Origin of the sequence: Alcanivorax xiamenensis (assembly GCF_009846745.1) — a bacterium.
GTDB classification, from domain to species: Bacteria; Pseudomonadota; Gammaproteobacteria; order Pseudomonadales; family Alcanivoracaceae; genus Alloalcanivorax; species Alloalcanivorax xiamenensis.
This window is the reverse complement of sequence record NZ_AQPF01000011.1, coordinates 69,288-93,848: the sequence shown is the minus strand read 5'-3', so window position 1 is coordinate 93,848 and position 24,561 is coordinate 69,288. Positions and strand designations below refer to the sequence as shown.

The following is a 24,561-nucleotide window of genomic DNA, read 5'->3' as shown; positions in this document are numbered from 1 at the left end:
ACGATAGTGGCCGGAACCCCCTTTCCACTGGAGTGCCCCGCACGGCAAATGGTTCCGAGTCGACGATGTTCCCCACCTGGTCCGTGACCAGGTTCTCTGCAATTTTTATGTCTGGTGTTCCAGCAACCCGATCACCGAACGGCCCGCATAAGGGCTCCAGAATCAGGCTTTCGCCGGCAACGGTTCGGTCCTCAGCCCCACGGATACCAGCAACCCGGCAAACACCAATACCAAACCGCTTATGGCGAACACACCGCTGGCGCCACTGATGCTGAACACCGCTCCGCCGGCGGCGGCCCCCAACGCGATGGCGAACTGAATCGCCACCACCATCAGCCCACCGCCGCTTTCCGCCTCATCAGGCACGGTACGAGTGATCCAGGTGGACCAGGCCACCGGGACGGCGCCAAAAGCCATGCCCCATAACGCCACCAGAATAGCGTCGCTGACGGGCGTACCGGTGAGCATGGCCAGACTCAGGCCGGCCACGCCCATCACCAGCGGCATCACCGCCAACGTCAGGCGCATGTTACGTTCCACCAGCGCGCCGCCCAGGAAAGTGCCGATGAAATTGGCCACGCCAAAACCGAGCAAGATAGCGGAAATGCCGGACACCGCCACCCCGGTAACATTTTCCAGGAAGGGGCGAACATAGGTGAACAAAGCAAAGTGGCCGGTGAACACCAACAAGGAAGCGAGCATGCCGAAGCCCATGCGTGGCCGCATCATTACCTCGAACATGGTACGCAGACGGGTGTGACCATTGGGTGCCATGCGTGGCAGCGTGGCAAGCTGCACCACCAGCGCCAGGATTCCCAGCAAGGTGGCCAGCAAAAACACATTCCGCCAGCCGATCAGATCACCGAGGTAGCTGCCCAGCGGCGCGGCGAACACGGTGGCCGCCGACACGCCACTGAATAACAGCGACAGCGCCCGTGGTACCAGCGCTTCCGGCACCAGGCGCATTACCGTGGCCGCGGACATGGCCCAGAAGCCGCCGATGCCGATACCGAGAAACACCCGCCCCACTAGCAGCACAACCAGATTGGGCGCATAGGCCACCAGCAGATTCGACACCACCAGCAGCACGGAAAAACCGATCAACACATGGCGCCGATCGATTCGCCGGGTCACCGAAGCGATAAACAGGCCAGTCACCATCGCCAACACCGCGGTGATGGATACCGCCTGGCCGGCCAGAGCCTCGCTGACCGAGAGGTCCGCGGCCATCGGCGTCAGCAGACTGGCGGGCAGGAACTCGGCGGTGACCAGCCCGAACACGCCCAGGGTCAGGGAAATCACCGCGCCCCAGGCGGCGGTCACCGGGGCACTCGTGTTCTCCCGCGCGGTATCAGACTTGCTCATGGGTCTCCCTTCTCTGTTGGATAGCATCACGAAGGGCGCCAGAATAGAGTGGACAGATCAGACGATCCATGCCATATAGTCGCTTATGTTTGATCAATCGTCCGAATCTCAACCTGACCCGCCCCACCCTGCCCGCGCTGATCTGATCAGTGAATTGCTGGCGGGAATGCGGCTGCGAGGCCTGCGCTACCACCGTCTGAGGCTGACGCCGCCTTTCGGCGTGCGTTTGGGCGAGGGGGACACGCCACGGGCTCACTTCCACTTCGTGGCCCGGGGGCGGGCTTATTTGCGCGGCGAAGAAGGCGATTTGAGTGAACTGAACCAGGGTGCCGCCGTACTGATGCCCCGCGACGGCCCCCACGCCCTGCTTTCCGAACCGGCGCTGCCGTGCCGTCACATCACCGACTTCGAAACCGCCGCCTTGTGCGACGCGGTCGATGATGTCCGGTCCTGCGACCCGGACACCTGCCGTAGCCAGGACACTTTGATTTTCAGCGGCTGCATGGAACTGGATCTGGGCTCCCTGCATCCGCTGGTGTCGCTGATGCCGGCGGTCATGCGGGTCGATCCCCAAGAGGGCCGGCAACCGGAGCTGCTCCCCATCCTTGAAGCCATGGAGCAGGAAGTCTGCGGGCAGCGAGCGGGCTTCGCCGGCATCCTCACGCGGCTGGCGGAGGTGGTCGCCGCCGCCATCATACGAAGTTGGGTGGAATGCGGCTGCGGCGATGCCAATGGCTGGGTGGAAGCATTGCGCGACCCGCGCCTGGGCGGCGTTATCGCCGCCCTGCATCGGGAACCCGGACGGCACTGGACGGTGGAATCCATGGCACGGGAGATGGGGGTGTCCCGATCGGTATTCGCCGAACGGTTCCTGGCGGTGACCGGCATTACACCGCTGCGCTACGTTACCGAGCTGCGTATGCGCCTGGCCAGCCAATGGCTGGCTCGTGAACGTCTGCCGGTGGAGGATGTCGCGCGGCGACTCGGATACGGTTCCCAAGCCGCTTTCAGCCGCGCCTTCAAACGCGCCACCGGCCATTCCCCCGGCGGTTATCGAGCCGCCAGCGCGTTCCAGTCCAAGGATTATTGAAAGAGGATCGCGATACCAGCGCGGCCTGGGCCTCAGTCGCCGATCCGGCTATAGGTTTCAAACGGCACACCACTGGCACTGAGAAACGCGTACAGACGCATCGCCTCCTCGCCACTGAAACGCCGCTTGAGCGCCGCCAGAACCGGGCGCCGGCTTTGCAGCGCCACCCTCAGCTTGGGCACATCGGCGGCTTTTATGGTCCACAGCCATTCGTATTCCAGGCAACCGAAGGCCTCATTCACCCCGGCTCCCAGATCCTGTCCCACGAAGACCAGATCACCGTTGTCCTGAAATTCAGCGGCAAGATAGCGGTAGCCGCTCTGATCACGGCTTTCCCGGAGTACCACCTTGCCTGGACGCCACCAAAGGCCCATAACGTCACCGTTCCAATTGGGTCATGAAAATAAAACCAGCCTCTCGGTTCCACATGGAGGAAGCTGCTAGTGTCCGTTTCCACAGCCCATGAAAGACTCTCTGATTCATGTCATCCATCGGTGACCTTGCTTTCCGCTTTACCCGCGACTTCGCTCCCAGCCTTAACCACGGCGTTGTCTCCCGGCGGGACAGTTGGTGCGTCGTCCCTTCCCGCCGATGGCGTTTGAGAGCGGCTTTCCCGACGTATCAGGTAGAGGTCCTCCAGCCATTCCATGCTCCAGAGCAGAATATAGCCCGATACCACCAACACGACGCCGATCAAGAACGCCGCCAATGCCATCCCACCATTACTCACGGTCATTTCCATTTCAACATGCCCCATCCCCCGTGTCCCGGTCGCTGTGACCGGCAGGTCCACCAAGCGCCAGCCGAGGGCGGGTAACCGGCGCACCGGAACAGCCTTCAAAAATCGCCCCAAACAGGCGCTATATGCCTATATTTTTGCATTTATCTACATTCTACATGGATAAACAGGACATTCAACATCATAAAAATTACAATAAACACCATAAAACGTCGTTCTTGAAGGCTCCGCTATCTGCTGAACTGCCCGGCAGGAGAGGAGCAACCATGAAGAACCCCAAACAACTCATCGGCCAGCGCATCAGCACGCTACGCCGAGCCCGGCATCTGACCCAGAATGATCTCGCGGAAGGGGTTGGCGTGGATGGCCGCCATATCTCGCGGCTGGAAACCGGCAAATACTTTCCTTCCCTCGACACTCTGGTGACGATGGCCGAGGTGCTGGGCGTGGAGTTACAGGAGTTCTTTCTGTTTCCTTCGGTGGAAACGGAAAATCAGATGCGCGAGGCTCTGGTTGCCATCGCCAAGGAGGCCCCGGAACCGGTACTCAGGGAAGTGTTGTCCTTCGCCCGCAACCAGCTGGCCCAACGCCGGGGCGCCGACGGCGGCGAGGCCGACTCAACCTAGTCCGGAGCGGCGGTATCGCTGTATGTCTCTCCGGCGAATTCAATGAGACAGAACCCGTGTCCGAAGGGGTCCGAGAACGTAATGCACTTGGATGCCTTCCATTCAATACACTCGCTTTCACGAACGGCTCCCGCCCGAAGAGCGCGGTCAGCGGCCTTCTCAATATCATCAACCACGAAATCAAGGTGCACCGGCGTCCAGTGTCTGGCGTAACGGCGCGGCTCCAGCAGCGTGCCCGCCGCCTTTGAGTCGGAAGGCTTTTGCAAAAGATAGATCACCGAGGATGCCCCGGTCAGTTCCGCCACGTCGTTATCCAGGGTACGGCTGTGCCTGAGTCCCAGAGCCGCGCAGTAAAACTCGATCGCCCGACCGAGTTCCGGCACATCGATATTGACCACTACTTTCATTACTGCCACTCCTGCCCGGCGCGCGCCACGCCGTTTCAACGCACCCGGCCTCTCAGGCATCAGGGCGACCAACGCCCCCCCTGAATGTCCGGTGGGATGTTTCCTTGCCCTCAGCCCCCGGCAACGCCTTGAGCTCCGACCGTTGAGGCAGGTTCTCCGGCAACCGGATCGACCACACCAGCCCGAGATCATGCAGGCGCGTCAACACCCACCACCCCGGATCCGGTTGATTCTCGTGCAAACCCAGCAATGCCGAGCCGGGATAAGCATGATGATTGTTGTGCCAGCTCTCGCCCATGGTCAGATAAGCCGCGGCGGGAATGTTGAATCCCTGAACCGCCGCCCCCTCGACGTGCCAGTCCCGCTCTCCACGGTTATGAGCGAAATACCCAACCAGCCAATGCCCGGTCACCGAAACGGCGATCCGCGCGGAGATCCCCCAAACCACCCAGGGCAATCCCCCCAGCCAGAACAGCAATACCGCCCAGGGAAACTGCTGCCACATCCAGGTGCGTTCCATGAAGATGAGGACCCTGTCACCAGCAACGCGCGGCTCCGCCCGGAACTCCGGCGGCTGTTCCAGCACCAGATCGCAATGGAGTTGCCACCAGCCATCTTTCCAGAACCCTTGTCCATGCCGTAGATAAGGGTGGCAGTCCGTCTGTCGTTGCGCCCAATCACGCAGATCATGCTGATGCATCATCCCCAGCGGGCCGGCCATGCCAACCAGTATGCCTAAATGCACGAAGATGTATTCCAACCAGAGCGGACATTCATAGGCGTTATGGATCAGCCGGCGGTGCATCCCCAAGGAATGCCCAAGGCACAAGGTGATCGCCGTGGAACCGATAAAGACAAGGAAAGACGACAGCGAAAACGTCAGATAACCGGCGACAATCGCTATCGACACATGCGCCAGATACCACAGCGACTTGACGGGCGCCCAATACACCCGGCCCAAGACTGGACTCGTGCCCGGAGACGCCAGGATTCTCGGTGTATGAGTGTGAGTATCCATACTGCACTCTGAGCGTGGCCGTGGAAGGCTTGGGTTTTCATCCTAATCGGATCCCGTTGCCGCCACAAACGCCGTGCCGATGGGATGAACACCGGTGTATATCAGCCTAAGTTACCGAGGTGTTACGGTCCCGGACCGGCGGACGCCCGTACATGCGCGCGTACTCCCGGGTAAATTGAGACACACTGGCGTAGCCGACCTCGAAAGCCACCCGGCTTGAGGTCTTTCCCTTCGATAACATCAATCGCCGGGCTTCGATCAGTCGCAGCTGCTTCTGGAACTGCAACGGTGACAGCGAGGTGACCGTGCGAAAATGCTTATGGAAAGCAGACCGGCTCATGCCCGCCGCCGCCGCCAGGCGTTCAACCGGCAATGGCCGCGTATACTCCCGCCGCAGTATGGCCACGGCACGGGCAATGCGCCGCACCTGGCTGTCCGGCAGACCCAGGCGGCGGATCGCCCGCCCCTGGCCACCAAGCAGCAACCAGTAATGTATCTCTCTGATCAGTGGCTTGTGCAGAACGGCCAGCGACCGTGGCCGCTCCAATAGCCGTATCAGTCGGAACAGCGCATTCCCGAATTCTTCGTCGACGTTCATACCCACAAGCTCCTGGGACGAACTTTCCGTGCTCATGGCCACATCCAGATCGGTAATCACCGCCGGGTCCAGATCCAGGGCGATCGCCAGATACGGGGCGGTGATGGCCGCTTCGCTAATCCGGCTCACGGTTGGCACATTGGCGGTAACGATCATCGAGTCGCCAGCGGCAAAGGTGAAATCCCTGTCGCCGATGGTGACCCGTTTACGCCCTTGCAGCACCAAACACACCAGCGGGCTGGCGATAGCGTGTTCCAGTTCACCTGGCGAGGTATCACGCACCAGGAACAAGCCAGGCACCGGAGTGGCGGCGACACCATCCGTAGCGGCGTACTTTTGGGTATAACTCAGGACCGCGTCACGCAGAGCATCAAACATGATTTATTCTTGCCTACCGGCTTCGACCACGTAAAGCGAAATGGACAATCAGGCAAAAGAGCGGGAGATTCAGGCATCATCGGGGAACCGCACCGTTCTATCGTGAAGCCTCCGCAATGGAGGTGAATGATGACAGACGAAACAAGATCAGCCCCGGCGACAACCACTGCCGCACCGGGACCCACCCCCGAAACCGCGCAATCGTATCGTGAGTACCCTCATCGTGGTGTACGTGTTTCCGGGCAGGATGGCGAGGAAGGGCCGAAGGCCTTCTATATTCACATCGAGGCCCTACCCGGCAAGGAAGATCTGGTTATCCGCATGCTTGAGGATATTCTCGACTGTGTGCGGGAGGAGCCCGCCACCGGCCCCTGGTACGCGGTACGATATTCGAAAACCACTTTCGGTATCTTCGAGGTGTTTCCGAATCTGGCCGGTCGGCGGGCTCACGTGGAAGGGGGCGGCGGCGATATCTTTCGGGATGTCGAGCGGATGAATGCGATACTCGCCTACCCCGCCCATGTCCACCGGTTGGATGTACTAATGGGCAAGGAAGTGTTTGCCCGAGGTTAAGGCCTGCCACCGAAAACCCGCCGCCGATGGCCGCGCGCTTGCGGCGGCGTACTCTCCCCCGCCTGACCAGACTTCACTTCAGCTGGCCTGCGTCCGCCTCCCGTTTATGCGACAATGCCGCGCCATGCGCTTCCCGTTCCTCCACCTTCCGTGGTTCACGGGCATCGACCAGGGGGGACAGACAAGTACACAGGAGCCAGTTTGACAGGAGTCCCGATCCCATTATGAAAAAAGCCCTCATCGTCCTTTCCATTTCAACAGTAGCCGCCATTTTCACTTTCCTGCTGATCCCCAGTGACGAGCCCCCGGACGTTCAGGCGCTGACGGATGCGATGCTGGAAAAAAAGGACGCCAGGCTCACCCGATTGGAACCCGTTAAGGACAAGGCCGTCCAGAAGTCCCTCGCCAATCTGGTATACGACGCCATGTTTACCGATGGGATGGAACTGGACTTCCAGATACCGCCACGAAATACCGCCTATACGCGCGCCAAACTCGCCCGTCTGGACGACTATTCCAGCATTGATGAATTGACGGAAGTGTTCCTGGCCAACCAGATCGCCGGCACCACCTACCGGGACAGAAGCTGTATTTGGCCACGTCAACCGTTCACTTACCCTTTCCAGCACCAGTTGACCTGGAGCGCCATCCGTCTGGAAAATGGCGAGACCACGGCGTTACCGAGCCATGTTTCGGGCATTTCACGCAATGCCGAAATAGAATACAGCGGCGCCCGGAACACGTTTTGCTACCGAAAGTCCCTTGGTCCCGACGATCCGGCTCCCGTGGCATTGGTCGGAGAGTTCTCGGCTCGGCTTCCCCAAAAACTCGTCCAGTTTGATTTCAACCCGTCAAACATCGATCAGTCCCAATCCAAAGACGGATATACGGTGACCCTGGTGGAAGCCAATGACTTCTCTTACGCTGTTGAAGTGTCCTCCGCCGACGGAGCCCCCCTGACGTTGGACAGCAAGGACATGATCGGCGAGGCGCTCGACAAAACCGGGCGCCACCTCTCTCGCACCGGTACTCGCGCCGGACGCCCTGAACTCTATGAAGTTTCCGACCTTATCGTCGATGATCTGATAGATCAGGCCCTTGACGGCACGTTGACGGAGGCTCAGATAGATCAGCGTTTCGATGACATGCAGAGCGAATTGAATGACAAGCATGGGGGCAGATTCCACAAGCATTTCTTCTTCAGCGGTTCCGTGAAAACCGCCCGAATCATCCTGCCTGGCAGGGACGCGAAGCAAGCCCCTTTTAAGCGGAAGCTCGACTTGCCCATCCGCAACCTGGCCAGGCGTCAGCCGGCGCGGAGCGTGGATCTGGATCAGCTGGAGCGCATCCCCACTTTCCACCCGGTCTATAATTACTCGATTAAGGAAAAGGTCGATCTCACCGCTAAGGAGATGAACAAAGAGATCGGTATCCGGCAAAATGAAGTGTCGGCGGACCGGAAGTACAGCGCCAAGGTAAAGCTCTACTACCCGCGAGTACAAAGCGATCGCTTCCTCGATATGTTCGATCGTTACGAGAACCCGGCACCCGGGCAAATTGTCTTTTTCAATGCCGACGGTGCTCCCATCGACGTACCCGCCGACAACCCGGATTATTACCGGTTCATGGTTAGCCGCATCGAGTACAACCCGGATCGCTTTCCGGAAAAACCGGTGCGCCTCTCCGCCACCGTGCCCGTGGTGACCACGCCAAATCTGACCAAGAAAGGCTACAAGAAGAACAGCCTGCCCGACGGCGTTCGCATTGTGGATAATATGATCATTATCGACCATGCCGACTTTAAGCCCGAAAGCACCAACGACCGCTTCGAGAAGACCTATCTTTTTTTCGCCAAGAGCGCCGACCAGCGCTATCTGAGCAAGGTCACGGACCTTCACTATCCAAGAACCGAAGGCCCCGGTGTTGACGTCACCTACTACAACGGCCTGCCAGAAGTGTTCGAGATCTGGTATCGGGGCGACAAGAAAGTCGTGGCGTATCAGGTGGATCTGGATTTGGAGGAGCCGGCCCCACTGGAATAGCCGGCCCCGCCGTCACTCATGTTGGAGAACGTTGATCAGCTTGCCAAAAGGGTCACGGACATAGAACCGCCGCACACCCCAGGGTTCGCTGACAGGACCGTACTCCACCGGGATATCCGCTGCCTTGAAGCGCGCCAGCGCCGCCTCGACATCATCAACCTCAATGGAGAGATCAGGCACCGGAGTCCCCGAACCGCCCTCCGAGGCAAAGCTCATCTGAACCCTCATCGTCTGATCCGAACCATAGGTCTGAAACCAGCCGTGGTCCATCAGCCGTTCAAGGCCAAGTATGTCGCCATAGAAGGCCTCGGCCTTCTCAACATCCGATGTGGCGATGTTGGCCATGATGCGTTTGACTTGCATAGTTCACCTCGACTTTGGCGCAGCCGCGTGCCAGTTCCCGTGCGTTTACCCATGGGATGATAACTCAGCCCCCCACTAGTTGTTCAATCACTCCGGGGAAGGCGTGCGATGACCTTGATCTCAGAATCAAAGCCCGCCAGCCAGTGCACGCCTACCGTGGTCCAGTTCGGATAAGACACAAAAAACCCGGGCCAAGTTGGTTCGAGCGGTGATCGACCAGATCGACAACGAAATGCTTGAACGGATGCACGTCGCTCAGAAACACGCCACCAATCCATGGGAAGGGTTGTCGCAGGAAAGCGTCGCCGGTATCGAGATGGCACTGGAGCCGGAAATCCAGCGCATCATGCTGTTGAATGGGCCGGCGGTACCGGGCGATCCTTCGCAATGCCCCAACCAGACCGCCCGCCTGAAGTGGCCGGGCGAACAACGCAGCGGGCCTTCCACAAACCTAGATGCGCACCTCCACAACCAGAATGTCGGTTCCGTAAAACGCCCTCATTTCATCCAGGAAGCAGGGAGCGAATGCCTCCCCGAAGGCGTTCCAGAGGGTGATCGCCACATTGCTGAACGCCCACGGCGGTTCCGTGCCGCCACGGTCTGTCCGATATTCGGTAATATGGCATGTCTTCGCGCAATTCCGGCATTGCGGAGAATCGTCTTTTCTCTCATACCAGGCCGCGATGCCATCCGCCGCGTCCCATCCCATGTCATGCCCGCATTCCGGGCAAACAAAGTAGAGGTCGGCGCCCTCCATGGGATGGAAGACCCGGCGGCGGCCATGATGCAGTTCCAGACCATGGGTCAGCAGGGTGTGCTCCAAACTGTCCGGCCGTGGCTCTTCATCGAAGATCCGTGATATCTCCGGCAGAAACCGGTAGCCCGGTTCACCCAGGGCGCAGTCGGACAGCGTATTTTCCACCATGCCTCTTTTCTGGAACCAGTAAAGGATCTCCTTCACCTTGGCATGATCGTCGGGATAGTCCCCCTTATGGACCGGCACGATGTGGGTGCAGTTGTCACTCACCGCTTCCTCCCTGCTTCAAGGCGACGTTGTCGCGGCCAGTGTAGCAGAAACAAACGGCCGGCCCGGGTCGATCAGAGGGCCAGTGAGGCGTTGTCGATGACGAAGCGATACTTCACATCACCAGCGAGCATTCGCTCGTAGGCCCCGTTGATGTCTTCGGCACGGATCATTTCAATATCCGCGACGATGCCGTGCTCGGCACAGAAATCCAGCATCTCCTGGGTCTCGGGAATACCACCGATCATCGAGCCGGCAATACCTCGGCGCTTGGCGATCAGATTCATCACCTGAGGCGAAGGGTGCGCGGAAGCCGGCGCCCCGACCAGTGCCATGGTGCCATCCCGTTTGAGCAGCGCCATGAAGGCATCCAGATCGTGTGGGGCGGCCACGGTGTTCAGGATGAAGTCCAGGCGTTTGCTCTGGGCCGCCATCTCTTCCGCGTCACGTGACACCACCACTTCATCGGCACCCAGCGCCAAAGCCGCGTCCCGTTTGGATTCTGAGGTGGTGAACGCCACCACATGGGCGCCCATGGCGTGCGCCAGCTTGATGCCCATATGGCCCAAGCCACCGATACCGACCACACCCACTTTATCTCCCCGGCCCACCTGCCAATGGCGCAGCGGTGAGTAAGTGGTGATCCCCGCGCACAGCAGCGGCGCCACCGCCGCCAGCTGCGGTTCAGGGTGGCGAATACGCAAGACATAGCGTTGATGAACCACGATATGCTGGGAATAACCGCCCAGGGTGTGGCCCGGTGCATCCGGCGTCGGGAAATTGTAGGTTCCAATCATATGGTCGCAGTAATTTTCCAGACCGTCATCGCACTCCCCGCAGTGCTGGCAGCTGTCAACGATACAGCCGACGCCCACCAGATCACCCTCCTGGAAACCGGTAACACCGCTACCCACCGCGGCGACCCGGCCGACGATCTCATGCCCCGGCACACAGGGATAAAGCGTGCCGGCCCATTCGGAGCGCGCCTGATGAATATCGGAATGGCACACGCCGCAATAAGCGATGTCGATCTGGACATCGTGCTTTCCCGGAGTACGGCGAGTAATCTCCATCGGCTCCAGAGGACGGTCCCCGGCATGGGCCCCATACGCTTTGGTCATCATCGCATCACTCCTGACTATTCGGATAGATATGGCATCGTGAGAGTTCGACGAGCTTTCAACGGCCTGGATTGTCCGCAAAGACCGCGGCCTTGACTATCTAATGAATTCTTAATGAGTATATAAGTTTTACTAATCAATGATTAAGGAGCGGACCATGCCCCGGCGCAATCTGAATGACCTGTATGCGTTCGTCATGGTAGCGCGGGAAGGCAGCTTTACCCGTGCCGCGGCACGCCTGGGGGTGACTCAGTCCGCCCTCAGCCAGACCATCCGCAATCTCGAGACACAGTTGGATATCCGCCTGCTGACACGAACCACACGCAGTGTGTCGGCCACGGCAGCCGGCGAGCGCTTGCTGCGAACCCTCGGGTTCCGCTTCGATGAAATCGAGGCGGAACTGGACGCCCTTACCGAGCTGCGCGACAAACCGGCGGGAACGGTACGCATTACTTGTGTGGACGATGTGTTACGCACCGTCCTGTTGCCCAAGCTAACCCCTCTGCTGCGCGAGTATCCGGACATTGCCGTGGAATTTGATGTGAACTACGGATTCCGGGACATCGTCGCGGATCGTTTCGATGCCGGCGTGCGGCTGGGCGAATCCATTGACAAGGATATGATCGCGGTCCCCATAGGCCCCGAGATGAGGATGGCGGCGGCGGCATCAGCGGATTACTTTGATCATCATCCACCACCGCGAACGCCGCATGATCTTACCGATCACCATTGCATCAACCTGCGGTTTCCGACACACGGCGGCTTTTATGTCTGGGAGTTCGAACGCGAGGGGCGCGCACTGAACGTTCGTGTGGACGGCCAAGTGGCCTTCAACAGCTCGCCCCCTATCGTGGATGCCGCACTCCGGGGACTCGGCATTGCCTTTCTGCCCGAACAGGAATTCTATCCACACCTGGAGAACGGCCGTCTGCTCAAGGTCCTGGAGGACTGGTGTCCTCCCTTCGCCGGCTACCACCTTTACTACCCCAGCCGCCGGCAGCCGTCACCGGCATTCTCGCTCGTCGTCGACGCGCTGCGTGTGCGCGGCCCGGTTGACCGGCATCGCCCTACCCGACAATGACCGCTGCAATGATCTCTTTGCTGTCGAAGACACCGGTAACGACAGCGATACCGTGTGAACAGGCAACAGGAAAGAAAGTCATGACCGCTACAATAGCCCGGCCGGACGAATATCGCGGATGAGATAGTCAAACCATCTTGCCTTTTGCGCCGATCAAACGCACGCTCCTGATATCCCCTTCCACACCGATGCGGTGGGGAAAGGCGGGACGGAACAACCCAGGGGGGCGGACGCCAGAGGAGAGGGAGAAGTAACCATGTCGCGCGATATTCTGGTCCTGGGAGCCGGCATGGTCGGCGTATCCGTCGCCTGGCACCTGCTTGAACGCGGCCACCAGGTGACGCTGGTCGACCGCAATCAGCCGGGCCGGGAAACGTCGTTCGGCAACGCCGGCATCATCCAGCGCGAAGCCGTGCGTCCCTATCGTTTCCCAAGAGACCTGACCACCTTGATCCGGGTGCTGCCCAATCGTCAGATCGATATCCGGTACCGGCCCTCCGGCATGGTTCAGGCCGCCGGGCCGCTGTTTCAGTATTGGCGCAACTCAGAGCCGGAGCGCTATGCTCGCATCGTGCCCGAGTACGCCGCTCTGATCCGCCATGCTCTGGAGGCACATGCGCCGATGATCGAGGCGGCTGGCGCCGAAGCACTGATTCGCCGGGACGGCTATCTGGAAGTGTTTCGCAGCACCGAAGCCCTGGAGCGGGAGTGCCAACAGGCACGGAGCGACGCGGAACACCATGGCGTCACCCATCGTGTCCTCGATGGCGCCACCCTCGCCACGCTGGAACCGGATCTTGCTCCCGGCCTCGCCGGCGCCATCCACTGGACCCAGCCTTGGACCATCATGGACCCCGGTGCTCTGGTCGCCGCCTATGCCGCTGACTTTCGACAACGAGGCGGCCACTTCGTCCAGGCCCCATTGCGTGCCTTGTCGCGTCACCGTGGCGGCTGGCAGGCGATCGCCGGTGAAGAGACATTGACCGCCGAGCAAGTGGTGCTGGCACTCGGCCCCTGGTCCTCACAATGGTTGTCGCGACAAGGACTATCGGTCCCGCTGTTCGTTAAACGGGGCTACCACATGCACTATGGCGCGAAGGAGCAGACCCGCCTTCGCCACTGGATCATGGACGCCGAGATTGGTTACCTGCTGGCGCCGATGCGCGCTGGCATCCGGCTCACCACCGGCGCCGAGCTGGCCCGCCACGATGCCGGGCCTCGTTACCAACAACTGGCCGCCGCCGAAGCCGTGGCCCGTCAGCTTTTTCCTCTCGGTGAGCGCCTTGATCCGCGTCCCTGGATGGGCGCCCGCCCCTGCACCCCGGACATGAAGCCGGTGATCGGACCAGCCCCGGATTTACCCGGACTCTGGCTGGCTTTCGGCCATGGCCATCAGGGCTTTACGCTCGGGCCGATCACCGGAAAACTGATCGCGCGGATGCTGGACGGCGAGACTCCGGACGTGGATATGACGCCTTATCGGGCGGACCGGTTCCGATGACCGGGCACCGGCGTCCCATACTTCGCTGGCACACTTACACGCCCATGCCTTCCCGCGGGTTTCAATCCTCAAGCGAGATGTCGAACGAATAGCTGGCGTGGGAACTGGGGCCTTTGTCGATAAACAGAAAGCCCGCCGGCTCATCGTAGAAGTGATAGGCACGCCGAGGCCACCCTTGATCGAACGAATGACGGATCTCGGTGATTTTTTTCAGATAGCCTCCCTCCGAGTCCCGGCCAAGCACCAACGCGGGGATATGATTATCCGCCGCCGCCGGACCGAACAGCACTTGTTTCCCATGCATTTCATAGCCTTCGGGCAAGTCATCGACGGCAACCCAGCGTACGTCGATGTCTGGCAGCAGCAATACATCCAGTTTTCCACGGACGCGCACCGGGGGCCGTTCGAAACGGTCCGGGTGATACTCAATCCGATTGACGGTGAACCTCACTGGCCCCTCCCTGTCCTCAGGGTCGAACCGGTAAACAGGCTCATCGTTCTTATCCAGAAAAACCAGCTCCTCGACATGATCGAAGCGGTCAAAGTTGGACACCAGACGGTTGCTCATCTGTTCCGGGAAATGGAAATACAGCTTATCCGCTATTGGATCCGGCAAGTCCTGATCCGCCCCCTCTTTGAACTCGACCTGAATGAGTTCGTCCAGCAACGCGGGGTCCGCCTCCAGCGGCTGGTCCAGTTCCCAGTCGCTGGCGGTGTGGTCATACACCCGGGCCCGTACACCAAAGGAACGTGGCTCGCCCTGGTTGTCCGGCACATCGAACTGTACCGGTATCAGATCCAACGGTACGGACTGCGTTGTCTCGCCGGAGAAGCCTGGCAGCAGCACTTTCACCTGCTTCACCGTGCCACGGAACGCCACCTCCACAAACAGCTGTCTATCCACACCCTCAAACATGGCCTGCTGCTGTGACTCCATGCGCTGCTCCAGGGTCCGCTCCTTCAGTTCTCCGGACTCCGCCGCGTCGATCAGCTGGTCCAGCATCTCGATGATCAGGGTATCGCCGCCGGCCGGCCCTTTCCCTGTGTTGCTGCTCGACAACAAACGGCCAGTGCTGTCACTGGCCTCCACTTCAATCTGATTGAACCTGTCCTCCGCCTCGGCAAGCGCCATATCTTCGGGCACCTTGAACAGCAACCGAACCCGATGCCCTTCGACTTCTTCCAAGGTGATGCGCCACCCGGACACCTCCTGATGGTCACCCACGTCGGAGACTGAGAAATCGACTTCCGGCAGTGTTTCCGGCACGGTCAGGATCATCTCGCCACGTGCCCGTGCTATCGGTGACGGTGGTGGCGGCACCTGACCAATGGGCAGGTTTTCGTGTTTTTCCACCTGGGTGGTGAAACGCTTATATGAGGTATTCCACAACGCCACCGGAATCAGATTGCTTTGATCGGTGAACGGGTCCCGCTCCACCACCGGCAGTTCGGTGCCATCCGCCAACACCACCTGCTCCCAGTTGACCCTGAGATCAAAGGGATACGCGAACGGGAGCTCGAGTTGCGCTTCCTCGGGACGGTAGCGCGGATCATGGGTCAGCAGCACGCCGGCGGCCAACTGATCGGCCATGTCCTTCGTGTCTTTATAATCATCCAGGATCGCGTAGGGCGAGGTGCTATATTGCACCTCCTCTGGCGGCTCCCGGCGCTCCAGGTCCCCTTCCCGTATCCAGAACATGACATCGGCCATCGACGCCAGTGCTTGTTTGACGTCCTGATCGGCCAGGGCTTCGATCCGTGCCTGATACTCCGCCTTCTGTTCTTCCAGTTCCCGCCTTTGCTCTTCGAGGGTTTTCTCTGAACACCCTGCCGATAACACCGCAAGAAACGGCAACACAAAAAACAACAACGTCACTCTGCGCATAAACAACCCCGGCAATGGCAAACATCCCTATCGCGGCCAATATCACCTGCGAACCCTCTCATTGACCGTTATCCTACCCTAAATTGGACGCGCTCTCGCCCTGGTACCGGCGCGCCTTCGGGCCATCCACATTGCCGTTTCTCGCTCTCCTCCCCACCTTCGCCCAGGCCGTTGAGGTCAACACCGATGTGCATTGCTTCTTCGATGAGACCAGCAAGCTCCGGGTGGAATTCCGGCATATCTGGCTTGAGGTCGTCGACGGTACCATCAAAGGCAAGTATCAGTTCTCAAGCCAGGGCGCCAGTATCCATGACTTCACCTACACCAACCTGAAAACCGGAGCGGAGTTTGCGTTTATAGAGAAAACCGTGGCGAACAGAGAGGGGCAATGCCGATGGTAGTAAACGGCTTAACTCAATCCGCCGCCTCCGGGGCCCGGATCGCCTTGCTGTAAAAGCCCGAAGGATCAAAACAGCAGACCCGCTTTTTACCCGAGGCCAGCATGTCGCAGGCGTCATTAATCCGCTTGGCACGGGTCTTGACCTGCTTGGCGGTGGTAATCCAATGAATCCAGTCCACGCGGGCCAGCGTGGTGGTGGCTTCCCATATCTCCCGGGCCTCCGGCGCGGCTTGGAGAGCCTCCCGCAAATCCATCGGGACCTCCGGTTCCGGCTCCCGCGCCACCGGACTGATTTCGAACCGGACGACATCACCAAAGGTGGTACCGGACGTTTCCATCAGGGGCTGACCGATACGAAGCCAATGGCTCTTGCGGCCGTCGGGCTCCAGCAAGACCTGGAACGCGTGGCCGTTCAGCGTGCCATCCACCGAGGTACGGCCCCGTCTGGGCAGCTTTGTGCTGACCTCCCGGGGCAACACCACGAAAGCCCAAGGTTCGCTGTCACCTTGCTTTTTGGGGCAAAGCAATCGTGCTTCGAATTGAGACTTCGTATTTTCCACAAGCATTATCCGTCTCCAACGCTCCGGTCTCTGATGACCTACAGTTCGGGCCGGGGGCATCCCGCCGGATGCCGTATCGTCAATGCCGTTTTTCGGACAGCGTGGCGATAATGGGAGCCCCTTTGGTGACGATAACGGTATGTTCGAACTGCGCGGAAAGATTGTCCGGATGCCCCACCAGAGTCCACCCGTCCTCCGCCTCTGTCACCAGTGTGCTGCGGGTGGACAGAAACGGCTCGATGGCGATGACCTGACCGAGCTGTAATCGGCGGGTATCGCGGCGATCATAGTAGCCCACGATGTCCTCCGGCTCCTCGTGCAGCGTTCGCCCGACACCATGACCGGCCAGATTCTTGATCACCTTGAAACGATGCGACTTCGCGGTATGTTGAATCGCTTTGCCGATGCGATTGATGGGAGCACCGGCTCGTGCTTCGCCCAAGGCGCGTTTCAAAGCCAGCCGGGTGGCATGACACAAGCGTGTCTTGAGCATCGACCCCGGCGGAACAACCATGGTGCCACCGGTATCCGCGAAATAGCCACCCAGTTCAGCGGATACATCGACGTTCACAATATCCCCGGCCTGAATCACCCTCTGCCCGGGAATACCATGCGCCGCTTCCTCATTGACGCTGATGCAGGTGGCGCCGGGAAAATCATACGTCACCCTCGGTGCCGACCTGGCGCCATACTGTTCCAGCAGCTGCTCTCCCAGCTTATCCAGTTCCGCGGTCGTCATGCCCGGTTCAACCGCATCGAGCATGGCATCACGCACTCTGGCGACAACGCGCCCGGTGTTCAGCACCCCATCGATATCGTTCTGGCCTTCCACGGTCATAGGTTCACCTTTGATCGGTTACAGCTCGCAGTTATTGCCGTTCGCCACATTGAGGACACACCATCCATGCCGGCCCATCAAAGCCGCCCCTCCTGACCCAAAGCAAGGCCTGGATAACCACACGGTCACACATCACAGGCACCCAGGCCCCGCCCAAGGGATCCATGCGTGTCCTCAGACGGGGGACTGGAGATTTACTGGACCCGATGAATCGCGCAGAGCTTGTTGCCGTCGGGATCGCGGACATAAGCCAGATGCATGGCGCCCATGCTGCCTTCACGCAGGCCCGGCGGATCCTCGATCGGCTTGCCGCCCTGAGCCACCGCCACATCATAGAATGCCTTTACCTGCTCGGGCGAATCGCACTTGAACCCGATGGTGCCGCCGTTGGCGCAGGTCGCCTCTTCGTCGTTGATCGGCTCACTGATGGCAAAGGTGCTGCCATCGTGGATATAGAACAGCCGGACGTGGCCGGAAGGCGCCACGTTGCGAAACGGCTCGCGCGCGCCGAGTACACCAAGCACTGCGTCATAGAAGCTCTTGGAACGCTCGATGTCGTTGGAACCGATCATGATGTGGTTGAACATGGTTGCTCTCCTTCTACGGTTTGTCGTTATGTCTTATTCACCCAGCCCTTCAGCAAACAGGGCCCGTATCGCTCCAGGCCTCTTTTATCGCCGCCCGCCCACCTGCCAAACCTTCCCGGCATCACGCCGGATCACGCCAGTGGCGGCCCTCCCGTATTGGCTTGGGACTGAAGGCCGGATAGGCCAGGAAGGCACGGCGAAGCGTTATATTCACCCGCCCATGATCCGGCGGCAACCCGCCTTTTCGCATCGCCGCGCCGCCAACCACAGGCCAGTGCCGAACGATAGGCTTTGCTCGTGACGTTGATTGCCTCTCTCCATTCCACCCCAAGCGTTCACGTGAGGTCATGGAGCAGATGAATATCGTCCGGCTCCCGCTGATACAAGGCTTCATCCGGCTGCTCGCATAACCGGCAGCCCAGTCTCATGTAAAAGTCCACGGTATTACGTGACGGCGTCGCTGAAACGTAGAGCGCACCAGCCTCCACCCGCCGGGCCCGGGCCCGGGCGACGGCAAGACGGAACAGATGGGCGCCGAGACCACGGCGGCGATAAGCGTGGCTGAGGTGGAGGAACGTCAGTTGCAGCCATTCGCCCGCCGGGCCAAAGCGGCACGAATCGAGCACCACCGCGCCGATCAGGCGGCCCTGGTCGAACAGTCCAAGGAACCAACCACCACGGTCAAAACAATCGAGCAGGGTCGGCGTGAAGTGCTCGGCCTCGCCCTCTGGCCAACCGCTCATGTCGTAGAACTCGGGACGAAGCACCAGTTCGCCGCCCTTGAGGGCATAGATCTCTTCGATCACCTCTCTGCGGTCGATCCCCCAGACCAGGCCGACCTCATCCCGACACAACAATCGCTCGTCAATCATCGTGGTTTCCCTACGCTCAGGCTGCACACAGGAACGAAACCGCGCCCCTGTGTCCATGACCTCTGATGGTCAAGGATAGCCAGGCGGTCGGATCAGTCCTCTCCCAATACGGACGGCGAGCGTCCTTGCAAGTGGGCATCCGAATCGTACAGAAACAGAATCGATAACACGATGCCACAACCCAACCATGTGCCCGAACCCGGTTTTGCTTTTTGCCTGCTCCCAAACCAGCGATATCCGGCGCGCCCGGTCCAGCGTGAGACGCAGCTCCCATTCAAAGCGCGTCCGGATGCCGTGTAGGGTTGCGTTATGGCGTCCACGCCTCAAGATTCAGGGCTCGCACCGGCCAAGAGTTTCATTTTCATGCCCGACCATCCGATTCTGTCCATCACCGACGTCGCCGCCCCCGAGGCCTACCCCGCCATCACCGCCGCCGCCCTGAGTGGCGAATGGTCGGCGCTCACCGAGCGCCTGAAGCGCACCGCCGCGGACTACCGCCGCGCGCCCTCCCTGCACACGCTGCTGCAACTGGAAGGCACGCTGCATGCCATCCTCCGCGCGCCGCGCGACACCCTCGATACCTGGGCGGAGACGGAACCCGACAACCCCTGGCCCAGGCTCGCCCAAGGCATGGCGGACACCTACGCCGGCATCGACGCCCGGGGCGAAGAGACCGCCGACCAGCTCACCGACGCCCAATGGGAGCAGGTGGTGACATCGCTGAACCGCGCCCGTGCACCGCTGACCCGCGCCCTGGAGCTGGGCGCGCAGCCCGGCCCGGCGCTGGCCGCCCTCGGCCAGGCCGCCACGATCCTGGGCGTATCCGAAGAGGAACACCAACAACTACTGGCGCAGCTGGCCGAGGCCGACCCGAACTGGCTACCCGCCTGGTCCACCGCCCTGGCCCGCAGCGAAGCCCGCTGGGGCGGCAGCCTGGCGCACATGGGCGAAGTGGTCAGGCTGGCCGAACGCGCCATCACCGCCCCCGAGCTACACCAGCTCCTCACCGCCGAGTACTGGTGGTGGCGCGCCAACCGCGCCGCCACCATTGACGGCGACCTGGTCACCGCCCGCGGGCACTTGCGCGCCGGCCAGGAAGACTGCCCGCCTGGGCGCATGCGCGCCGCCCTGCTGGTGTTGGAAGCACAAATCCTGGCCTCCCTGGACGCCCCCGCCCTGGAAATCGCCGAAGGCTGGCAGGCCGCCGTGGACGCCGCCCCGGACGACTCCACACATCAGTTCGACCTCGGCCTGGCCTGGGTCAACGCCGGCGACATCGAGCGGGCCACCGCCGTGCTGAGCCGCCTGGCGGAACGGCCCGGCCCGGAGGGCCTGGAAGCGGCCAACTGGCTGGGGCGGTGCCTGGCCCGAGGCCGGCGTGGCTTTCCACAAGACCGCGCGGCGGCGGAGCGCTGGTTCCGCTTTGCCGCCGAAAAGGGGCCGGACGGCAAACTCAACCTGGCCGAACTCCAACTGGAAGACGACCCGCACTCCGAGCAGGCCCTGGCCCTGTGCCGCACCGCCATCACCGAAGGCAACGGCTTCGGCGCCCTGCCCCTGGCCCGGGCTCTCCTGACCCAAGGCGAGCAGGCCGAAGCCAAAGCCCTGCTCAGCGACGTCCCCGTCGACTTCACTGCCTGTAAATACGCCCTGGCCCGTGGCCTGGACGAAGGCTGGTTCGGCACGCCCGACCCGCGCGCCGCGCTCGAGGTCAGCAACACCGTGCTGCCCCAAGTGTTCGACCCGTACCTCTCAGTACTGCACATGACCCTGCTCAGCGCCCAAGGCAATTGGGACGCCGCCCGCGACCACGGCCACTGGCTGCTGGAGGTAACCGCCGAGGGCCAACTCGACCTGCCCGACCCGCTGCCCGACGAAGTCCGGCGGCTGCTGAGCGAAATTCCCAAGCCCGGCCTGGGTGGGTTGCTGAAGCGGACGTTCAGTAAGGATCGGCTGCGGATGGAAGTGGAATCACCGGACTTGTGGGCCATCTGAGTCCGGGGTCAACTCAAGCACCTTGATCGGTAAAACGCACAAAACATCTCTTTATGTACATTTATGAGCACATAAGGCATAGAGATGTTCTTGACGAATCACAAGGAACGCCATAACGTACATTTAACGCCACTTTGTACGGTTTAGTGATCAAAATGCCCCGGACAGTCGATTCTCCCGTTTATCAAAAGGCCCAGATTCTCGATGCCCTGCGCGACACCGGCGCCCTGATCGCCGAGGCCCGCAAGGCGCGCGGCTGGTCCCAGACCGACCTGGGTGCGCGCCTGGGCAAGGTGGACCGGCGACACGTGAGCGCCCTGGAAAAAGGCGACCCGAAGGTCGACGTCGGCCTGGTGGTGGCCGCCCTGTGGCTGCTTGACCTGCCCCTGCTGGCGACCCTGCCCGAGCCGGGCCAGCCCACCCCAAAAGGGTATCCGCGCCGGCGCGCGCCGCCCCGCCAGCCGGCGCCGGTTCCGGCCCCAGGACGTCGACAATGATTTCTGATCGCGCCTACCTCTGGTTCTTTCCGCCGGGGCAGGCGGAACCGGTGGTGTGCGGCGTGGTGGCCTGGGACGGCGCCGAATACGTGTTCCGCTACGGCAAAAGCTACCTGGCCCGGCCGGATGCCATCCCGCTCTCTATCCCCGGCCGCCCCCTGGGCGAGCTCACCGGTGAGCCCTACGTCCTCGACCTGGAGCTCAGCGGCGCCGTGCGCGACGCGGCGCCGGACGCCTGGGGCCGGCGCATCATCCAGCGGGAAATCGCGAAAACCCTCGACCCCACCGGCAAGGCCCCTTACCGCCTCGAAGGCGAGCTCGGGGAGATTGATTACCTGCTCGGCGCCGGCGCCGACCGCATCGGCGCCCTGGACGCCACCGACCGCCCGGACGCCTACGCGCCCCGCGCCAAGCCGATCCGCCCGCTGGCGGACGCCCTGGAAGCGGCGGAACGGATGGAACGCGGCCAGGAACTGGATGACGACCTGGACGCCGCCCTGAACCACGGCACCAGCATCGGCGGCGCCCGCCCCAAGGTGCTGTTCCGGCGCGGCAAGTCCTGGCTGGTCGCCAAATTCAGCTCCAGCCGGGACACCCTCAACATGATCGCCGCGGAAAGCGGCGCCATGCGGCTCGCCGCCAAAGCCGGCCTGAACGTGGCGGACACCCGCGTCCTGGAAGTCTCCGGCAAGGACGTACTGCTGGTCCGCCGCTTCGACCGCGACACCAACGCAACCGGCCACCCGACCCGCCGCCACATGCTCAGCGCCATGACCCTGCTGGACCTGGACGAATACGCCGTCCGCAGCGGCGAAGCCAGCTACCTGGAACTGGCCGACGCGCTGCGCCAATACGCCCGGGACTTCGAACGGGACGGCCCGGAGCTGTTCCGGCGCATGGTCTTCAACATCCTGATCGGCAACACCGACGACCACGCCCGCAACCACGCCTGCTTCTGGGACGGCGCCGCCCTCGACCTCACCCCCGGCTACGACCTCTGCCCCCGGCCCCGGCTGGGCTACTCCGCGGACCTGGCCATGACCGTCGGCCACCACGGCCGCGCGGCCACGCTCCACAACGCCCTCAGCCAGGCGGAGCGGTTTGGTCTGAGCGAACGGGAAGCCGCCGAATGCGTCGACGCCATGAAGCAGGTGGTGGAGAAACACTGGAAGGCGCTGTTTTCAGCGGCGGGAATGGAAGCCGGGGATATCGAGTATCTGGCGAAGGCGACGGTTTTGTCGCCTTCGATTTTTGATTAGACGCCACGGCACCAGAATTCAATCGCCGGCTTGCACCAGACTCTCCCGCGAAATCTCCCCAACCGCCCTGGCCCCGATAAGCGTCATCGCCACCTTCATCTCGCTGGCGATCAGGTCCAGCACATGGGCCACGCCCTGCTCGCCGGCGGCGGCGAGGGCGTAGACGAAGGCGCGGCCCAGCAGCACGCCGTCCGCGCCCAGGGCGAGCAGGCGCACCACGTCCAGGCCGGAGCGCACGCCGGAATCCGCCAGGATCGTCAGGTCGCCCTGCACCGCGTCGGCGATGGCCGGCAGCGCCCGGGCCGAGGACAGCACGCCATCGAGCTGGCGCCCGCCGTGGTTGGAGACCACGATGCCGTCCGCGCCGAACCGCACCGCCTCGCGGGCGTCCTCCGGGTCGAGGATGCCCTTGAGCACCATCGAGCCTTTCCAGAACTCCCGAATCCACTCCAGATCCCGCCAACCGATGGACGGATCGAAGTTCTCGCCCAGCCAGCCGATGTAATCCTCCAGGTGAATGCGATGGCCCAGATAGGCCGACACATTGCCCAGATCGTGCGGCCGCCCGCGCAGCCCCACGTCCCACGCCCAGCGCGGGTGCGTCACCGCCTGCAGCACCCGCCGCCAGGCCGCGAACGGCCCGGACATCCCCGAATGCCGATCGCGATAGCGCGCCCCCGGCACCGGCATATCCACCGTGAACACCAGGGTCCGCACCCCCGCCGCCCAGGCCCGCTCCAGCGCGTTCTTCATGAAACCGCGGTCGCGCAGCACATACAGCTGAAACCACATCGGCCGCGTCAACGCCGGCTGCACCTCCTCGATGGGACACACCGACACCGACGACAACGTAAACGGCACGCCCCACGACGACGCCGCCCGCGCCGCCTGCACCTCGCCCCGCCGCGCGAACATCCCGGTGAGCCCCACCGGCGCCAGCGCCACCGGCAGGCTCACATCCTCCCCAAACAGCCGCGTCGACAGATCCACGTCCCCCACTTCCTTCAACACCCGCTGCCGCAACGCCAAATCGCGCAGATCCGCCACATTGCGCGCCAGGGTGTGCTCGTCGTACGCGCCCCCGTCGATGTAGTGGAACAGGAACGGCGGCAGGCGGCGCTTGGCGGCGAGGCGGTAATCGTGGGTCGAGGAGATGATCATGGTTGTCTCAACAAAGGGGGAAAGTGCTACTTATCGTCTGTAGACCATAATTCGTGGTCTGCGCTCTACTGGGTGGGTCGATTTAAGGAGAGTAATGGAAGGAGGCGGAGATGACCAAGGCGTATGATGTGGGGCGTACTGAAGTGGGTGATATGGCCTGTTTGGCGGTTGAGCAGTTTAACTATTTGGAGGCGCTTTTCTCGGCGCTCGCGAACCGGCTGGATGCTTTCGATCGAGAAGACAGAGCAATCAAGGATGCCAAAAGACTTGCTTTATTGGGGCGCAGTCATGCCGAACAGTGGGCTTGTGCCTTTCTGGATGGAATCAATGGCTAGCCAAAGAGACCAGGGAGGTATCATGAAAAAGCGCAAGCCGAACATTGAGATTGGGCACTATCGTGGAAGTCGATATTGGGGTGTTTGGGTCGATTCTGAGCTGCTTGCGGTGGTTTGTTATCGGAAAGGAGCAGAAGCAATCAAATCAGCTCTACTGAATCGCTAACAGTTGCAACGAGACTGAGCGAACTGGCGTAAGGAGGCTGTCAGGTGATAACCATCACTGTACAGCTTTGATATACGCTC

At 61.4% G+C, this 24,561-nt stretch carries 26 protein-coding genes and 1 pseudogene; 12 read left to right on the top strand and 15 right to left on the bottom strand.

Features of this window, described 5'->3' with window-relative positions; all coding sequences use genetic code 11:
- Window positions 1-162: 162 nt before the first annotated feature.
- Window positions 163-1,365 (bottom strand): MFS transporter, encoded by a 1,203-nt coding sequence (locus tag A6D6_RS09570; protein ID WP_159660591.1) that lies wholly within the window; start codon window positions 1,363-1,365, stop codon window positions 163-165.
- Window positions 1,366-1,450: 85 nt separating this feature from the next.
- Between A6D6_RS09570 and A6D6_RS09565 the strand changes: the two genes are divergently transcribed.
- A complete protein-coding gene (locus tag A6D6_RS09565; RefSeq protein ID WP_159660590.1) occupies window positions 1,451-2,455 on the top strand; it encodes an AraC family transcriptional regulator in 1,005 nt (334 codons plus the stop codon).
- Between the two features lie 32 nt (window positions 2,456-2,487).
- On the opposite strand, the gene A6D6_RS09560 is transcribed toward A6D6_RS09565, so the two are convergent.
- A complete protein-coding gene (locus A6D6_RS09560) occupies window positions 2,488-2,829 on the bottom strand; it encodes a hypothetical protein (protein WP_133490420.1) in 342 nt (113 codons plus the stop codon).
- Between the two features lie 110 nt (window positions 2,830-2,939).
- The gene (locus A6D6_RS09555; RefSeq protein ID WP_133490419.1) at window positions 2,940-3,212 is read right to left on the bottom strand and encodes a hypothetical protein; all 273 of its coding nucleotides are present in this window, start codon (window positions 3,210-3,212) and stop codon (window positions 2,940-2,942) included.
- A gap of 248 nt (window positions 3,213-3,460) precedes the next feature.
- Between A6D6_RS09555 and A6D6_RS09550 the strand changes: the two genes are divergently transcribed.
- Window positions 3,461-3,820, top strand: coding sequence for a helix-turn-helix domain-containing protein (locus A6D6_RS09550; protein WP_159660589.1), 360 nt, complete (start codon window positions 3,461-3,463; stop codon window positions 3,818-3,820).
- On the opposite strand, the gene A6D6_RS09545 is transcribed toward A6D6_RS09550, so the two are convergent.
- The 3 genes from A6D6_RS09545 to A6D6_RS09535 form a co-directional block, all read right to left on the bottom strand.
- Window positions 3,817-4,227 (bottom strand): VOC family protein, encoded by a 411-nt coding sequence (locus A6D6_RS09545; RefSeq protein ID WP_133490417.1) that lies wholly within the window; start codon window positions 4,225-4,227, stop codon window positions 3,817-3,819. The two genes, A6D6_RS09550 and A6D6_RS09545, sit on opposite strands and share 4 nt — an antisense overlap.
- A gap of 52 nt (window positions 4,228-4,279) precedes the next feature.
- On the bottom strand, window positions 4,280-5,179 hold the full coding sequence (locus A6D6_RS09540; RefSeq protein WP_236564060.1) for an acyl-CoA desaturase: 900 nt from the start codon (window positions 5,177-5,179) through the stop codon (window positions 4,280-4,282).
- Between the two features lie 172 nt (window positions 5,180-5,351).
- Window positions 5,352-6,221, bottom strand: a complete 870-nt coding sequence (locus tag A6D6_RS09535) for an AraC family transcriptional regulator (protein ID WP_159660588.1) — start codon at window positions 6,219-6,221, stop codon at window positions 5,352-5,354.
- Between the two features lie 126 nt (window positions 6,222-6,347).
- Between A6D6_RS09535 and A6D6_RS09530 the strand changes: the two genes are divergently transcribed.
- Entirely contained in the window at window positions 6,348-6,794 is a 447-nt protein-coding gene (locus tag A6D6_RS09530; RefSeq protein ID WP_133490415.1) for a putative quinol monooxygenase, read from the top strand.
- 224 nt (window positions 6,795-7,018) lie between these two features.
- Window positions 7,019-8,836 (top strand): hypothetical protein, encoded by a 1,818-nt coding sequence (locus tag A6D6_RS09525; RefSeq protein ID WP_159660587.1) that lies wholly within the window; start codon window positions 7,019-7,021, stop codon window positions 8,834-8,836.
- Between the two features lie 12 nt (window positions 8,837-8,848).
- Here A6D6_RS09525 and A6D6_RS09520 read toward each other — a convergent pair whose 3' ends face one another.
- Window positions 8,849-9,199, bottom strand: a complete 351-nt coding sequence (locus A6D6_RS09520) for a VOC family protein (RefSeq protein ID WP_133490413.1) — start codon at window positions 9,197-9,199, stop codon at window positions 8,849-8,851.
- 232 nt (window positions 9,200-9,431) lie between these two features.
- Between A6D6_RS09520 and A6D6_RS22155 the strand changes: the two are divergent.
- Window positions 9,432-9,590: pseudogene (locus tag A6D6_RS22155) on the top strand (TetR family C-terminal domain-containing protein); the annotation flags it as partial.
- A 60-nt stretch (window positions 9,591-9,650) separates the two neighbouring features.
- Here the strand turns inward: A6D6_RS22155 and A6D6_RS09510 are convergent.
- Together A6D6_RS09510 and A6D6_RS09505 are read right to left on the bottom strand one after the other, a co-directional pair.
- Window positions 9,651-10,226: a hypothetical protein gene (locus tag A6D6_RS09510; RefSeq protein ID WP_159660586.1), complete on the bottom strand. Its 576-nt coding sequence runs from the start codon at window positions 10,224-10,226 to the stop codon at window positions 9,651-9,653.
- Window positions 10,227-10,297: 71 nt separating this feature from the next.
- Window positions 10,298-11,347 (bottom strand): NAD(P)-dependent alcohol dehydrogenase, encoded by a 1,050-nt coding sequence (locus tag A6D6_RS09505; RefSeq protein WP_133490412.1) that lies wholly within the window; start codon window positions 11,345-11,347, stop codon window positions 10,298-10,300.
- A 154-nt stretch (window positions 11,348-11,501) separates the two neighbouring features.
- Between A6D6_RS09505 and A6D6_RS09500 the strand changes: the two genes are divergently transcribed.
- The gene (locus A6D6_RS09500) at window positions 11,502-12,425 is read left to right on the top strand and encodes a LysR family transcriptional regulator (protein WP_159660585.1); all 924 of its coding nucleotides are present in this window, start codon (window positions 11,502-11,504) and stop codon (window positions 12,423-12,425) included.
- A 256-nt stretch (window positions 12,426-12,681) separates the two neighbouring features.
- On the top strand, window positions 12,682-13,926 hold the full coding sequence (locus A6D6_RS09495; RefSeq protein WP_159660584.1) for an NAD(P)/FAD-dependent oxidoreductase: 1,245 nt from the start codon (window positions 12,682-12,684) through the stop codon (window positions 13,924-13,926).
- Between the two features lie 61 nt (window positions 13,927-13,987).
- Here A6D6_RS09495 and A6D6_RS09490 read toward each other — a convergent pair whose 3' ends face one another.
- The gene (locus tag A6D6_RS09490; protein ID WP_159660583.1) at window positions 13,988-15,811 is read right to left on the bottom strand and encodes a hypothetical protein; all 1,824 of its coding nucleotides are present in this window, start codon (window positions 15,809-15,811) and stop codon (window positions 13,988-13,990) included.
- Window positions 15,812-15,942: 131 nt separating this feature from the next.
- Here A6D6_RS09490 and A6D6_RS09485 point away from each other — a divergent pair, with 131 nt between their 5' ends.
- Complete coding sequence (locus tag A6D6_RS09485; RefSeq protein ID WP_159660582.1) at window positions 15,943-16,212, top strand: hypothetical protein; 270 nt, start codon at window positions 15,943-15,945, stop codon at window positions 16,210-16,212.
- A 13-nt stretch (window positions 16,213-16,225) separates the two neighbouring features.
- On the opposite strand, the gene A6D6_RS09480 is transcribed toward A6D6_RS09485, so the two are convergent.
- From A6D6_RS09480 to A6D6_RS09465, 4 genes are all read right to left on the bottom strand, one after another.
- On the bottom strand, window positions 16,226-16,777 hold the full coding sequence (locus A6D6_RS09480) for a YdeI/OmpD-associated family protein (RefSeq protein WP_097058988.1): 552 nt from the start codon (window positions 16,775-16,777) through the stop codon (window positions 16,226-16,228).
- A 73-nt stretch (window positions 16,778-16,850) separates the two neighbouring features.
- A complete protein-coding gene (map, locus tag A6D6_RS09475) occupies window positions 16,851-17,609 on the bottom strand; it encodes a type I methionyl aminopeptidase (RefSeq protein ID WP_133490405.1) in 759 nt (252 codons plus the stop codon).
- A 194-nt stretch (window positions 17,610-17,803) separates the two neighbouring features.
- A complete protein-coding gene (locus A6D6_RS09470) occupies window positions 17,804-18,196 on the bottom strand; it encodes a VOC family protein (RefSeq protein WP_159660581.1) in 393 nt (130 codons plus the stop codon).
- Between the two features lie 335 nt (window positions 18,197-18,531).
- Window positions 18,532-19,068: a GNAT family N-acetyltransferase gene (locus A6D6_RS09465; protein WP_159660580.1), complete on the bottom strand. Its 537-nt coding sequence runs from the start codon at window positions 19,066-19,068 to the stop codon at window positions 18,532-18,534.
- Between the two features lie 363 nt (window positions 19,069-19,431).
- Between A6D6_RS09465 and A6D6_RS09460 the strand changes: the two genes are divergently transcribed.
- The 3 genes from A6D6_RS09460 (at window position 19,432) to A6D6_RS09450 (ending at window position 22,819) form a co-directional block, all read left to right on the top strand.
- Window positions 19,432-21,063, top strand: coding sequence for an SEL1-like repeat protein (locus A6D6_RS09460; protein WP_159660579.1), 1,632 nt, complete (start codon window positions 19,432-19,434; stop codon window positions 21,061-21,063).
- Between the two features lie 155 nt (window positions 21,064-21,218).
- Window positions 21,219-21,560, top strand: a complete 342-nt coding sequence (locus tag A6D6_RS09455) for a helix-turn-helix domain-containing protein (RefSeq protein WP_159660578.1) — start codon at window positions 21,219-21,221, stop codon at window positions 21,558-21,560.
- The gene (locus tag A6D6_RS09450) at window positions 21,557-22,819 is read left to right on the top strand and encodes a type II toxin-antitoxin system HipA family toxin (protein WP_159660577.1); all 1,263 of its coding nucleotides are present in this window, start codon (window positions 21,557-21,559) and stop codon (window positions 22,817-22,819) included. The genes A6D6_RS09455 and A6D6_RS09450 overlap by 4 nt, the downstream gene beginning before the upstream one ends.
- Before the next feature lie 18 nt (window positions 22,820-22,837).
- Here A6D6_RS09450 and lldD read toward each other — a convergent pair whose 3' ends face one another.
- The gene (gene lldD, locus A6D6_RS09445; protein WP_159660576.1) at window positions 22,838-23,980 is read right to left on the bottom strand and encodes an FMN-dependent L-lactate dehydrogenase LldD; all 1,143 of its coding nucleotides are present in this window, start codon (window positions 23,978-23,980) and stop codon (window positions 22,838-22,840) included.
- A gap of 110 nt (window positions 23,981-24,090) precedes the next feature.
- On the opposite strand from lldD, the gene A6D6_RS09440 reads away from it, so the two are divergent.
- A complete protein-coding gene (locus tag A6D6_RS09440) occupies window positions 24,091-24,315 on the top strand; it encodes a hypothetical protein (protein ID WP_159660575.1) in 225 nt (74 codons plus the stop codon).
- Window positions 24,316-24,561 lie beyond the last annotated feature (246 nt).